This window comes from Corallococcus sp. AB018, assembly GCF_003986945.1.
GTDB lineage: Bacteria > Myxococcota > Myxococcia > Myxococcales > Myxococcaceae > Corallococcus > Corallococcus exiguus.
On record NZ_RAWR01000268.1, the window covers coordinates 1 to 12,279 of the forward strand.

Annotated in this window: 9 protein-coding genes; 5 read left to right on the plus strand and 4 right to left on the minus strand. The window is 68.8% G+C overall.

What is annotated here, in order from left to right; all coding sequences use genetic code 11:
- The first annotated feature begins 168 nt into the window (after positions 1-168).
- The 4 genes from D7Y11_RS44650 (at position 169) to D7Y11_RS37645 (ending at position 6,153) form a co-directional block, all read left to right on the plus strand.
- Positions 169-384: a hypothetical protein gene (locus D7Y11_RS44650; protein ID WP_233607521.1), complete on the plus strand. Its 216-nt coding sequence runs from the start codon at positions 169-171 to the stop codon at positions 382-384.
- 134 nt (positions 385-518) lie between these two features.
- Positions 519-920, plus strand: coding sequence for a hypothetical protein (locus D7Y11_RS37635; protein ID WP_120580637.1), 402 nt, complete (start codon positions 519-521; stop codon positions 918-920).
- A gap of 18 nt (positions 921-938) precedes the next feature.
- On the plus strand, positions 939-5,228 hold the full coding sequence (locus tag D7Y11_RS37640; protein WP_126936087.1) for an AAA family ATPase: 4,290 nt from the start codon (positions 939-941) through the stop codon (positions 5,226-5,228).
- A 94-nt stretch (positions 5,229-5,322) separates the two neighbouring features.
- The gene (locus D7Y11_RS37645) at positions 5,323-6,153 is read left to right on the plus strand and encodes an acyl-CoA desaturase (RefSeq protein ID WP_126936088.1); all 831 of its coding nucleotides are present in this window, start codon (positions 5,323-5,325) and stop codon (positions 6,151-6,153) included.
- Here the strand turns inward: D7Y11_RS37645 and D7Y11_RS37650 are convergent.
- Complete coding sequence (locus tag D7Y11_RS37650; RefSeq protein ID WP_304485886.1) at positions 6,131-7,591, minus strand: radical SAM protein; 1,461 nt, start codon at positions 7,589-7,591, stop codon at positions 6,131-6,133. The two genes, D7Y11_RS37645 and D7Y11_RS37650, sit on opposite strands and share 23 nt — an antisense overlap.
- Before the next feature lie 242 nt (positions 7,592-7,833).
- Here D7Y11_RS37650 and D7Y11_RS37655 point away from each other — a divergent pair, with 242 nt between their 5' ends.
- The gene (locus D7Y11_RS37655; protein WP_126936089.1) at positions 7,834-9,555 is read left to right on the plus strand and encodes a hypothetical protein; all 1,722 of its coding nucleotides are present in this window, start codon (positions 7,834-7,836) and stop codon (positions 9,553-9,555) included.
- Between the two features lie 54 nt (positions 9,556-9,609).
- On the opposite strand, the gene D7Y11_RS37660 is transcribed toward D7Y11_RS37655, so the two are convergent.
- The 3 genes from D7Y11_RS37660 to D7Y11_RS37670 all read right to left on the minus strand — a co-directional run bounded on the left by D7Y11_RS37660 (position 9,610) and on the right by D7Y11_RS37670 (position 12,104).
- Entirely contained in the window at positions 9,610-10,635 is a 1,026-nt protein-coding gene (locus D7Y11_RS37660; protein WP_121751433.1) for an inorganic phosphate transporter, read from the minus strand.
- A gap of 1 nt (position 10,636) precedes the next feature.
- Entirely contained in the window at positions 10,637-11,263 is a 627-nt protein-coding gene (locus tag D7Y11_RS37665) for a DUF47 domain-containing protein (RefSeq protein WP_120580635.1), read from the minus strand.
- A gap of 178 nt (positions 11,264-11,441) precedes the next feature.
- The gene (locus tag D7Y11_RS37670; protein WP_120580636.1) at positions 11,442-12,104 is read right to left on the minus strand and encodes a TenA family transcriptional regulator; all 663 of its coding nucleotides are present in this window, start codon (positions 12,102-12,104) and stop codon (positions 11,442-11,444) included.
- Positions 12,105-12,279: the final 175 nt, after the last annotated feature.

The following is a 12,279-nucleotide window of genomic DNA, read 5'->3' on the forward strand; positions in this document are numbered from 1 at the left end:
GGTGGAGGGGCGGCGGGGGGCGGCCATCGGCATCATCCCCGGCACCGTGGGCGCGGACGGCCGTTACCAGCCCCGGGCCGGCTACCCGAACACGGACATCGAAATCCCCATCTACACCCACCTGCCGCTCAGCGGGGAGCAGGGCACGGGGAGCAGGGCACGGACCCCATGAGCCGCAACCACATCAACGTGCTGACGCCGCATGCCCTGGTCGCGCTGCCCGGGGGCGCCGGCACCGCGGCGGAGGCCGTCCTGGCCTTGCGCTATGGCAAGCCGCTCATCCTGCACGGGCCACCGGAGCTGTTCCGGCGCTTCCCGGTGGAGGCCGAGCGCACCACCTCCCTGGAGCGGGTGGCCGAGTTCCTCCTGGCCGCCACCCGCTAGGCGGCAGGCGGGCTCAAGCAGGGCCTTGGTGAAGGGGAAGCCGCCCCACGGGGTGGCAAAAGATTCTAGGATGGACGTCGTGGGGAGGGGTGTGCACCGCGCGTGCACGTCCGTCACCCATCACGTCCGCCATCATGATCAACCCCGACTATCCGTTGGCCAGCTGGTTCCTCGCGGTCTCCACCTCGGTCTTCCTGGTCGTCTACGCGTTGCCGTTGCTGTTCATCCCGCTGCGTTGGGCGCGTTGGTTCGGGTGGGAGCTGCCCACGGGCAACAACGACTTGACGGTCTACTTCGCGCGTTGCCTGGGCGGCCTGGCGCTGTCCGTCATCATCGCGGTGGTGCAGTTCATCCCGGACCCCAAGAGCCACCTGGTCATCTTCGAGCTCATCGGCCTCATCGGTGGACTGATGACGGCGGTGCACGTCTGGGGCGCGGTGCGCAAGCAGCAGCCCTGGCCGGAGACGGCGGAAATCCCCCTCTACGGCGCCATGTGCCTGGGCGCCCTGTACCTGCGCTTCGCCAACCTGTCCTGAGCGGAAAGCCCCTTAAGGATGCCCTCCACGCAGCCCATTGATCCCGCTGTCGCGATGCTGGCCCCGTACATGCCGGCGGCCATCCTCGCGCGGCTTGGGAGCCAGGATGCGGACGCGCTGCCCCGGGCGGAGGGCGTGCGGGGCGCCATCCTGCTGCTGGACATCGCGGGCTTCACGCCCATCGTGGTGGGGCTGAGCGGCGCGGGCCCTCGCGGCATCGACGCGCTCCAGCGCCTGCTGACGAACTACTACACGGAGATGATCGACGTCGTCCGCGACCACGGCGGGGACATCTACCAGTTCGCCGGCGACTCCATCCTCGCGTGCTTCGAGTCCGCGCCCGAGGAAGCGGACGCGGACGTCGTGCAGCGAGCGGCGGTGTGCGCGCTGGGCGTGCAGCGCAGGCTCGCGCGCTTCGCCCGGCTGGAGCTGTTGGGCCAGCGCTTCGGCGTGTCGTCGCGCATCGGCATCGGCTTTGGTGAGGCCACCCGCATCGTGATGGGCACCACCGGCCTGTGGATGCACCCGGCGCTCGTGGGAGAGCCGCTGGCGCAGGCGGTGGGCGCGGAGAAGCAGGCCACGGTGTCGGAGGTCGTCCTCAGCCCGCGCGCCTGGGCGGCGCTGCCGGAGTCCGCGCGCAAGGGCGATCCACGCGAGGGCGGCAACCACCGGCTGGCGCTCGACGCGCCGGTGGAGTCGGTGAAGCGCCCGCTGCCCGCGCCCACGGGCGGGGCGGAGCTGGTGGGCCGGTGCGCGCTGCTCCTGCACCCGGTGCTCTTCACGAAGATCACCACCGCGCACCAGGAGTTCGCGGGCGACTTCCGCGACGTCACCTGCTTCTTCGTGCGCTTCACCCACGCGCGGGCGGACACGGATCCGGACGCGTTCACCCACGACCTCAACGCCTACTACGAATACGTCCAGCGCGAGTCCGCCCACCACGGCGGCGTGTTGCTGATGACGGACTTCACGGACAAGGGCAACGTGCTCTACGTCCTGTTCGGCGCGCCCACCGCCCAGCAGAACAAGGAGGTGCTGGCGTGCCGGCTGGCCTGCAAGCTGCTCAAGGCCCGGGCGCAGTTCCCCTTCCTGGATGAGCTGCAGATCGGCATCGCCACCGGCCACGCCTACTGCGGGGACATGGGCTCGCCCACGCGCAAGGGCTACTCGGCGCTGGGCGAGGTCGTGAACATGGCCGCGCGCCTGATGACGCACGGCGGACACCAGGACGGCGTGCACCTGTGCGCCAACACCCAGGCGCGCTCGCAGCAGGGCGGCTTCGCCACGGAGTTCGTGGAGGACGCGAAGCTCAAGGGCGTCTCGCGTTCGGTGCCGGTATACCGGCTCTTGGGGGAGACGCGCCGCAGCCTCTTCATCAAGGGCCGGGGCGACATCATCGGCCGCAGCCGCGAGCTCAACGTGCTGCACGCGTCGCTCAACGCGGCCTTCGCCGGCCAGGGCCGCGTGAGCGTGGTGTCCGGCGAGGCGGGCATCGGCAAGTCGCGGCTGGGCGCGCGCGTGCTGGAGGACGCGGAGGAGGGCGGCGCCCGGGCGCTGTACGGCGTCTGCTACTCCTACGAGGCCTTCACCCCCTTCTTCCCCTGGAAGGAGGTGCTGCTCCAGGCCTTCGGTCTGCACGACTCGGACGACACCGAGGCGCAGCTCACGCGCCTGCGGCAGGGGCTGGACGGCCTGGAGGACGTGGGGCCGGAGTGGATTCCCGTGGTCGCGGGCATCCTCGGCATGTCGCTGGAGGAGACGTCCGCCACGGCGGGGATGGACGCGCGGCGCAAGCAGCAGAAGGTGTTCCAGATCGTCTTCCAGCTCCTGGAGAAGCTCAGCCGCGCGCAGCCGCTGCTGCTCTTCTTCGAGGACCTGCACTGGGCGGACTACATCTCGTTGGATCTGCTCCAGTACCTGGCGGTGCGCGTGGGCTCGCACCGCATCATGGTGCTGGCGACGATGCGCCCGGGCGACCAGCTCCGCGGGCTGCGCGACCTGCCGGAGTTCGTCCCGGTGGACCTGACGAGCCTGGACGAAGAGGACACGCGGGCGCTCCTGCGCTTGCACCTGCGCCTGTCGCCGCCGGACGTCGCGCTGGAGGACCGGCTGCTCGCGAAGGTGCAGGGCAACCCGTTCTTCATCGAATCCATCGTGGAGGGCCTGGCGGAGCAGGGCTACCTGGGACCGGTGGAGCCCGGATCGCAGCGGATGGAGCTGAAGCGCGGCCTCCAGGACCTGCTGCTGCCGGACTCCATCCAGGACGTGGTGCTGTCGCGCATCGACCTGCTCAGCGAGACGGAGAAGCTGGTGGTGAAGGTGGCGTCCGTCATCGGGCGCATCTTCACGCTGGACGCGGTGGCGGCGCTGGTGCCCACCCTGGGCCACGGCGTGCTGCGCGAGGCCATGGACACACTCCAGCGCCTGGGCCTCATCCTGCTGGAGACGGAGGAGCCGTACACCTGCCTCTTCAAGCACATCGTCATCCGCGACGTGGCCTACAACACGCTGCTGGTGTCGGCGCGTGAGGACCTGCACCGCCGGCTCGCGCGCTACCTGGAGGCCCGCGCCAACGACAACCTCGCGGCCTCCGCGGGTCTGCTCGCGTTCCACTTCCTCGCGGGCAACGTGGAGGACAAGGGCCTGGCGTACACGCTGATGGCGGCCCGCAGCGCGCGGGCGCAGTACGCGAACGACGACGCGCTCTACCACTACAACCGGGGCCTGGAGCTGCTCGGCACCGTCGTTCCGGTGGACCCGGAGGTGACGCTGCTCCAGACGCGCCGGGTGATGCAGGAGCTGGCGGAGACGCTGCTCCAGGCAGGCCACTACGCCAACGCCATCCTGATGTTCGAGCAGTGCCTGGTGGACGAGGAGGAGCCCCCTCGCCAGGCGGAGCTGCACCTGGGCCTGGGCCGCGCGCACCAGGAGAAGGGCGAGTCCGCGCTCGCCACGCAGCACCTGGAGAAGTCGCTGGTGCTGAGGGGCCGCAGCCTCCCCGGGAGCCTGGCCGCGCTGGGCCTGCGCACGCTGGCGAACCTGGTGCTCCGGGGGCTCGCGACGCTGCTGCCCTTCATCTTGCGTCCGCTGCCGGCGGCGAGGCTGGGCAACTACCTGCAGCAGCTGTCCACGCTCAACTCTCTCATCCGCATCTACTACTTCGCGGACATCACCAAGCTCACCTGGGCGACGCTGGTGTCCACCAACATGGCGGAGCGCTCGCGCAACGACTACGCCATGAGCATGGCGCGCGGTTACTACGGCACGCTCTTGTTCGGAGCGGGGCTGCTCAAGCGCTCGCGCTACCACTGTGAGAAGGCGCTGGAGTACGCGCGCCGCTCCAAGGATCCGGTGGCGGAGGGGCTCGCGCTCAGCCGCCTGGGCATCCAGGCCTTCTTCGCCAACGAGCTGGAGCGCGCGCGCGAATTCCAGGAGGAGGCCGTCTCCACGCTGCGCCAGGTGGGCGAGCGCTGGGAGCGCCAGACGTCGCTGATGATGCAGGCCACGGGCGAGTTCCTCCACTCGCGCTTCCGCACGGCGGTGGCGCTCTACGAGCAGATGGGGACCATTGGCGTGGAGCTCAACGCGCTGATGCACCAGGGCTGGGCGCACTCGTGGGCGCCCATGTGCCGCTACCTGTTGGGCGAAGGTGACGTGGGCGAATTGTGCGCGGAGCTGGAGCAGGGCCTGCGCATCAGCGAAGAGGTGGCGGACCTGGCCAACCAGTGCGCCAGCCTCAACCACCTGGCCAACGTCACGGTGCGCGAGCACCAGGTGGAGGAGGCGGCGCTCGTCGCGGTGCGCTGCTTCGAGAGCATCTGGAGCTATCAGGTGCTGGTGCCCTTCCTCCAGGTGGGGCTGGTGGACGCGGCGGAGGCGGCCCTCTTCGCGCTGGAGGAGGGCGCCACGGTGGTGCCGCGCAAGAAGCTGCTGAAGGTCGTGCGGCTGTCCTGCCTCAAGGCGCGCGTCATCGCGAGGCTCTATCCGTACCTGAAGGGCCCGGCGCTGCGCGTGACAGCGCGCTCGCTGGCCCTGCGCAAGGGACCCAAGGCTGCGGAGCCCGTGTTCCTGGAGGCCATCGCCGTCCTGGAGAAGAGCCCCAACCGCTGGGAGACGGGCGTGGCCTACTTCGACGCGGCGGTGGCGCTGCCGAACCGGCGCGAGGAGTTCCTCGCCCGAGCGCGCGCCATCTTCACGGAGGTGGAGGCCCGCGCGGAGCTGCGCCGCATGGACCGCTCGCTTCCAGGCCACCCTCCAGGCCCCGCCGGTGGAGGCGCTTGTTGCTCCCCAGGCCTCAAGGTCCCGTGACGCTCGCGTGATGTGACGCGCCTGACGCATTCCTTGTCCCGTCAGGCTGGGCCCCTAGACTGCGTGCTTCTCCTTCGACCTCACGCACCGGGCCATGATCACCGCGCCGCTCCGCTTCCAGCTCAGTCCCGTCATCGTCATCTACATGCTCGTGGTCCACGGGCTGGCCGCGCTGGCGTTCTTCCTGCCCTGGCCGCCGTACGCGCTGCCGGTGGCGCTGGCCGTGTACGTGTCCATTGGTCTGGGCACGACGGTGGGGCTGCACCGGCTCCTGTGCCACCGCGCCTTCGCGTGCCCCCGCTGGGTGGAGTACGCGCTGGTGTCGGTGGCCATGCTCACCGCGCAGGGCAGTCCGCTCCTGTGGGCCGCGAACCACCGGCTGCACCACGCGAAGGCGGACGTGGACGGGGACGTGCACTCGCCGCTGCGCGGCTTCTGGTACGCGCACATGGGGTGGATCCTCAACGAGTCCTCCACGGAAGAGGACGGCTGGCGCACCTGGTGCCGCGACATGGCGGACGACGGCTACTACCACTGGCTCTTGCGCTACCGCATCGCGCCGCAGGTGCTGGGCGTGCTCTTCGTGGGGCTGACGTTCGGCTGGCGCACGGTGCCCGCGTACTTCTTCCTGCCCGTGGTGTGCTGGATGCAGAGCACCTACGCGGTGAACTCCGTGTGCCACGCGGCGTTCGGCAAGCGCGTCCACGACACGCGCGACCACAGCCGCAACGTGTGGTGGGTGAGCGTGCTCGCGCTCGGCGAGGGCTGGCACAACAACCACCACGCCTTCCCCGCGTCCGCGCGGCACGGTTGGGTGTGGTGGCAGTGGGACCCGGGTTGGCTCTTCATCCGAGCGCTCCAGGCCCTGGGGCTGGCGTGGGACGTGCGCCTGCCGTCCCGGGTCAGGTCAGGACCTGCGGCGTGAGGCCCAGCGCGGGCATCCGCTCCGCGTCCCACGCCTCGATGGCGTCCAGCCCCGCGATGTAGCGGCGCTCCTTGTTCTTCACCGGGTTGCGGATGCTGACGATCTCCGGCCCGGAGAAGAGGATGGTCTGCTTGTAGCGGGGCAGGTCGCTCATCATCAGCTTGGACGCGTAGTGCCGCGCGATGTTGGGCAGGCTGCCCAGCGTGTGGCACAGCCGCTGGAAGTGCTCCACCACCTCCGACGCGTGCATCTGCTTGGGCCGGTGGCACAGCGTGTAGCCGTCGTAGTCGCGGCTGGTGGTGCCGGGCAGCAGCCGGTCCTCGGCCTTGAGCTCGCGGAAGAAGGGCGTCTCCGGATACGGGCACACGATGCCCAGGAACGTGACGGAGAAGTACTTCAGGTCCGCCAGGTAGTCCGGCAGCCGGTGCAGGTACTCGTTGGTGTCGCCGTCCGAGCCGACGATGAGCCCGAAGGACAACAGGATGCCGGCGGAGAAGACGCGGCGGATGACGGCGTCCACCTCCGACAGCTTGTTCTGGCCCTTGTTCATCGCCTTGAGCGACTCCGGGTTGAGTGACTCCAGGCCGGTGTAGACGTAGCGGCAGCCCGCCTTCGCCATCAGCTTCACCAGCGAGTCGTCCTTCAGCACGTTGAAGGTGAGCGCGCAGCCCCACGTCTTCTTCAAGGGGATGAGCGCTTCACACAGCGCGCGCAGGTACTTGGGCGAACCGCCCAGGTTGTTGTCCAGGAAGACGAACGCGTCCCCCATCAGCCCCAGGAAGTTCGGGTTCCAGCGCATGCGCGTCTGGATCTCGTCGATGACCTCCGGGATGGGCCGGAAGCGGTAGCGCTCGTGGCCGGTGAGCACGCAGAAGTTGCAGGTGAAGGGGCAGCCGCGGGACGCCTCGATGCCCGGCAGGCGCACCTTGTTGTGCGTGAAGTCGATGAGCTCGTAGCGGTACGGCCGGATGGCGGCGGCGCCCTGCGACGGCAGGCTGTAGCGGGGCTTCAGCTCGCCCTTCTCGAAGTCCGCGATGAGCGCGGGCACGTTGGACTCCGGCTCCCCGGTGATGACCGCGTCGAAGTACTTCGCCGCGTCGTCGGGGAAGTGGCCCGCGTGCCGGCCTCCCGCCACCGTCGTCATGCCGCGCTGACGGAAGAGGGTGGAGAGGACCTTGGTGTGCTCGTAGTACGAGTGCAGGTACGAGAAGAAGACGAGGTCCCAGTGCCGGTCCAACGGCAGCTCCGCCTCCTTCTCGTTGAAGATCTCCACCTCCGCGTGCTCCGGGCACAGGCCCGCGATGAGCTCCGGCACGGAGGACTGCATGATGGAGGGTTCCTTGATTCGCAGTCGGGTCGGATGGGTGTACGTGGCGATGATGGCGATGCGCATGCGTGCGGGCCCGGCGGCGGCGCGGACGAAACGAGGCGCGCTCACGTTCGTGTTTTCACCTGCCGGACCGCGTCCCCCTTCGTCGGCGGAGGATCACCCGGAGTCCGGGCGGTGGCAAAGGATCTCCATCGCACGCGCCGCACTCCGCGTGTTTCCGGTGGCAGCGGACGACCCAGGAGGACCTATCTCGTGTGGGGGCCGTGCTGATAGATCTTTGAAACATGGATACTTCTCCTTCGCCAGCCGCCCCGGGTTGGCCGTTTAAGCGTTACTTCTGGATTTCCATCGTGTTCGCGGTGGCGCTGGGCGCGCTCGCGTTGCGCTCGGGATTCATGCCGGATGACTTCATCTGGCTGGGCGTCTGGGACAACATTCCGCCGCCCGCGCCGCTGGGGAACACGCCCCTGGACGTGTACCGCACGGCCACGGGCATCCCGGAGCACACGCTGCACCTGGCGCAGGTGGGCGTCTTCCCGTGGTGGGTGGAGCCCACCGTGCGCGTCGCGTTCTTCCGGCCCCTGGGCAGCCTGCTCTACGGACTGGACCACGTGCTCTACAACCGCGTGGCCGTGGCCTACCAGTTCCACTCGTTGCTCTGGTACGTGGGCCTGGTGGTGCTTGCGGGCGTGCTGCTCAAGCGCGTGCTGCCCACGGCGGTGGCGGGCGTGGCGATGTTCCTCTTCGCCATCTGGGGCTCGCACGCGGCGGTGCTGGGCTGGCTGTCCTACCGCAGCGTGGTGATGTCGCTGCTCTTCGGCATCCTCGGCATCTTCCTCCACGTGAAGTGGCGGGAGGAGAAGCGCACGAGCACCCTGGTGGGCGCGCTGGTGTCCTTCGCGCTGGCGCTCCTGTGCGGCGAGACGATGGTCATCCTCAGCCCGTACGTGCTGGCCTACGAGGCCTTCTCCGGCCCGGGGCAGGCGAAGGACAAGCTCAAGGGGCTCATCCCCTTCGGCGTGCTGATGGCCATCTACTTCGCGGCGTACCGGGCCATGGGCTACGGCGCGGGCGGCTCGGACATGTACCTGGACGCCCTGGGCACGCCCGTGGCGTGGTTCCAGGCGATGCTCGGGCGCGTCCCGGCGGCCATCGCGGGCCTGACGCTGAACGCGCCTCCGGACTTCATCTTCGACCAGTCCCTGGTGCCCCTCTTCACCCTCCTGGGCGCGGTGGGTTTCACGCTGTTCGCGCTGCTGGTGTGGGGCGTGTGGCCCCGGCTGGAGTCCGCGGAGCGCCGCACGGTGGGCTGGATGCTGACGGGCGCGTTCGTGGCCACGTGGATGTCCAACTCCGCCTTCGCCGGCTCGCGCACGCTCATCGTGCCCAGCCTGGGCATGGCGGTGGGCCTGGCCGTGGTGCTGCGCCACGCGTGGAAGGGGCGGGCGAAGACGTTCCGCGCGGGCGCGGTACTGGCCGGCGCGGCGCTGATGGCGCTCATCCACGTCGTGGGCTCGCCGTACCTCTGGTGGCAGACCATGGAGCAGTACTCCCAGGCGGACGCGCTCATGGGCCGCGTGCAGGCGCGCTACGAGGAGGCGTTCGACCAGACGAAGCTCCCCAACCAGCGCGTGGTGGTGCTCAACGCCCCCAACGGCATCATCGGCATCTACGGCTCCGTGCGCTGGTGGTCCTCGGGCAATCCGCTGCCGAAGGCCTGGTGGGTGCTGTCCTATTCGCTCTACGAGCAGAAGGTGACGCGCACCGGCCCCAACTCGGTGGAGCTGGAGCTCACCAAGGGCGGCCACTTCCTGGACTCCGTGGAGGAGCGCATCCACCGCGCCGCGCGCCACCCGGTGCACAAGGGCGACGAGTTCGACATGAAGGGCATGACGGTGAAGATTGAAGAGGCGGACGCGGAAGGACCCACGCGCATCTCCTACACCTTCGATGTGCCGCTGGAGGACCCGTCGCTGAAGCTGGTCCAGTGGCAGAACAAGAAGGTGGTGCCCTGGGTGCCGCCGGCCGTGGGTGGACCGTCGTCTTCCCTCAACGTCCGGGTCGTGCAGTAGGGCAGGGCAGCAGCAGGTGGCGCGGGGGACTGCTCCCCCGCGCCCGGGCTTTCTTCAGCCCACCAGCCGAACCACGGCCAGCGTGATTCCGTAGACGATGACGGACACCAGCGCGGCCGCGGGGATGGTGAACACCCACGCCCAGATGATGCGGCCGGCGGTGCCCCACTTCACGGCCCGCCAGCCGCGCGTGGACCCCACGCCGACGATGGCGCCGGTGATGGTGTGCGTGGTGGAGACGGGGATGCCCAGCTCCGCCAGCGCGATGATGGTGACGCCGCCGCCCGTCTCCGCGCTGAAGCCGCCAATGGGCGCCAGCTTCGTGAGGCTGTGGCCCATGGTGCGGATGATGCGCCAGCCGCCGAAGAACGTGCCCATCGCGATGGCGGCGTGGCAGGAGATGATCATCCACCAGTCGATGTGGAACGGGCGGTCGCGCCAGATGGTGCCGAAGAGCACCACCGCGATGATGCCCATGACCTTCTGCGCGTCGTTGGTGCCGTGGCTGAAGGAGAAGATGGCGGACGACACCAGCTGCAGCCGGCGGAACCAGGTGTCCACGCGCAGCGGCGTCTGACGGTGCACCGCCCAGGTGCTGGCCAGCATCATCCCGATGCCCAGCGTCATGCCGATGAGCGGCGACAGCACGATGAAGGCCGCGATGCGCGCGATGCCGCTGCCCACCAGGCCCTCGAAGCCCAGCACGGGCAGGGTGGCGCCAATCATCCCGCCCGCCAGCGCGTGCGAGGAGGACGAGGGCAGCCCCCACCACCAGGTGAGCAGGTTCCAGACGATGGCGCCCATCAGCGACGAGAAGATGACCATCAGCACCGCGGCGGGGCCGGCGGCGCGGAGCATCTCGAAGTTGATGATGCCCTTGCCCATGGTGTTGGCCACGTGCACGCCGCCCGCGAAGGCCGCGATGAAGTTGAAGAACGCGGCCCAGGCGACAGCCAGGTTCGGCGACAGCACGCGCGTGGACACCACGGTGGCGATGGAGTTCGCCGCGTCGTGGAAGCCGTTGATGAAGTCGAAGATGAGCGCGACGATGACGATGGCGACGACCGCTGCGAGCAGCATCTCAGCTGTGCTCCAGCACGACGCCCTCGATGACGTTGGCCACGCCCTGGCACTTGTCCGTGGCCGTCTCGATGAGGTCGTAGATCTCCTTCCACTTGATGATGGTCAGGGTATCCACGCCGCTCTTGAACAGCCGGCCCATGCCCGCGCGCAGCGCCTCGTCCGCCTGGGACTCCAGGTGCTTGATCTCCTTGCAGCCCGCGAGGATCTGCTCCGGCTTCTTGATGAGCCGCAGCGCCGCGACGACCTCCTGCACCTTCAGCGTGGAGAGCACCAGCAGCCGCGCCAGCTCCGTGGCATCCGCCCGGGTGGATTCGATCTCGTAGTACAGCAGGCGCGCCGCCGCCGCGTTGGTCAGGTCCAGCACGTCGTCGATGCGCGACAGCAGCGTGTGGATCTGCCCCCGGTCGAACGGGGTGATGAACTGCTGGTGGAGGCGGTTGAAGGCCGTGTGGGTGACCTCGTCGCCCTTGTGCTCCACGTCCTTGAGGGCCTGGACGCGCGTGGGCACGTCCCGGAAGTCGCTCAGGAGCTCGTGTAGGAGCTTTGCTCCCTCGACAGTTCTGGCGCATTGCGCGTCGAAGTCGTCGAAGAACTCGTCCGACTTCGGCATCAGCTTTTCGAGCATGGGGATCTCCCTCGGCGCCTGGAGGGACAGGAGCTGTCAGCCGCGGGAGGGTGGTGGCGCCTCTAGGGGGTGACACTCCCGTGACGCGGGAGTGACTACCCTACCTGGAGAGATTCGCCAGTGTTCCGTGTGAAAACGCACGGATTCCAAGGGGTTGGCGCTTGACGCAGGCGGCCGCTCAGACGACGCGGTTGCGCAGCTCCTCGAAGAAACCCACCCACAGCTGCCACATCTCCTCGGCGCCGCGGGTGATGGTGGCCAGCTCCTCGTCCGTGTACGCGAGCCCCATCGTGTGGCCGGCCGTCTCCACGTGGTCCGGCTCCTGCTTCACGTGGATGTCCACCCAGGGCAGGGACTTGAGGCCCGTGGTGCGGCGCACCAGCTTGCCCAGCTTGGCCACCATGGTGAGGTCCGCCACCTCCGTGCCGTAGAGGAAGCCCAGGCCGGTGAGGTGGCTGTCCGTGGAGCGCTGGTACCCGTCGATGAGCCGGCGCGTCGCGGGCGTCATGTCCGCCTCGGACACGCCCGCCTGGGTGAAGCCCGCGTCCGTCATCGTCTGGATGAAGAAGCGCTCGTGCGCGCGCGCCGGGTCTCCCTCGCCCACCTCCTGGTTGAGGATGTGCGTCACCGCCGTCTTCATCTCCATCTGCGGGCAGACGGCGATCAGCTTGCCCAGGAAGGTGGGGAAATAGTGCAGGGGGTGCCACCACTGACCCAGCACCAGCTCCGCCTGGTCGCGGCTGAAGGCCTTCTCGTCCACCACCTCGAAGAACCGGTGCTTGATCAGCTGTTCACGGTGGGGATTCTTCGCCAGTGCCGCCTCGATGGTCTGGTTCCGCATTGCCGCCTCCAGGTTGGTCCAAAAGGGCTGGGTCGGCGTTTATCACAAAGCAGGACTGCGATTCTTGGAAATATGGAAAGACAAGTACAACGTGACTACGTGGCTTACCGCCAGTGTGGAACGTGCAGGCGGACAAGGGCGCGCTGTCCGGGGTGGGGAATGCAGCATACAGTTG

What these genes read in the sequence shown, in the direction of transcription:
- D7Y11_RS37635 (WP_120580637.1), top strand. Translation starts at nt 519, where the DNA reads ATGATCAACCCCGACTATCCGTTGGCCAGCTGGTTCCTCGCGGTCTCC.
- D7Y11_RS37640 (WP_126936087.1), top strand. Translation starts at nt 939, where the DNA reads ATGCCCTCCACGCAGCCCATTGATCCCGCTGTCGCGATGCTGGCCCCG.
- D7Y11_RS37645 (WP_126936088.1), top strand. Translation starts at nt 5,323, where the DNA reads ATGATCACCGCGCCGCTCCGCTTCCAGCTCAGTCCCGTCATCGTCATC.
- D7Y11_RS37660 (WP_121751433.1), bottom strand. Translation starts at nt 10,635, where the DNA reads ATGCTGCTCGCAGCGGTCGTCGCCATCGTCATCGTCGCGCTCATCTTC.
- D7Y11_RS37665 (WP_120580635.1), bottom strand. Translation starts at nt 11,263, where the DNA reads ATGCTCGAAAAGCTGATGCCGAAGTCGGACGAGTTCTTCGACGACTTC.
- D7Y11_RS37670 (WP_120580636.1), bottom strand. Translation starts at nt 12,104, where the DNA reads ATGCGGAACCAGACCATCGAGGCGGCACTGGCGAAGAATCCCCACCGT.
- D7Y11_RS44650 (WP_233607521.1), top strand. Translation starts at nt 169, where the DNA reads ATGAGCCGCAACCACATCAACGTGCTGACGCCGCATGCCCTGGTCGCG.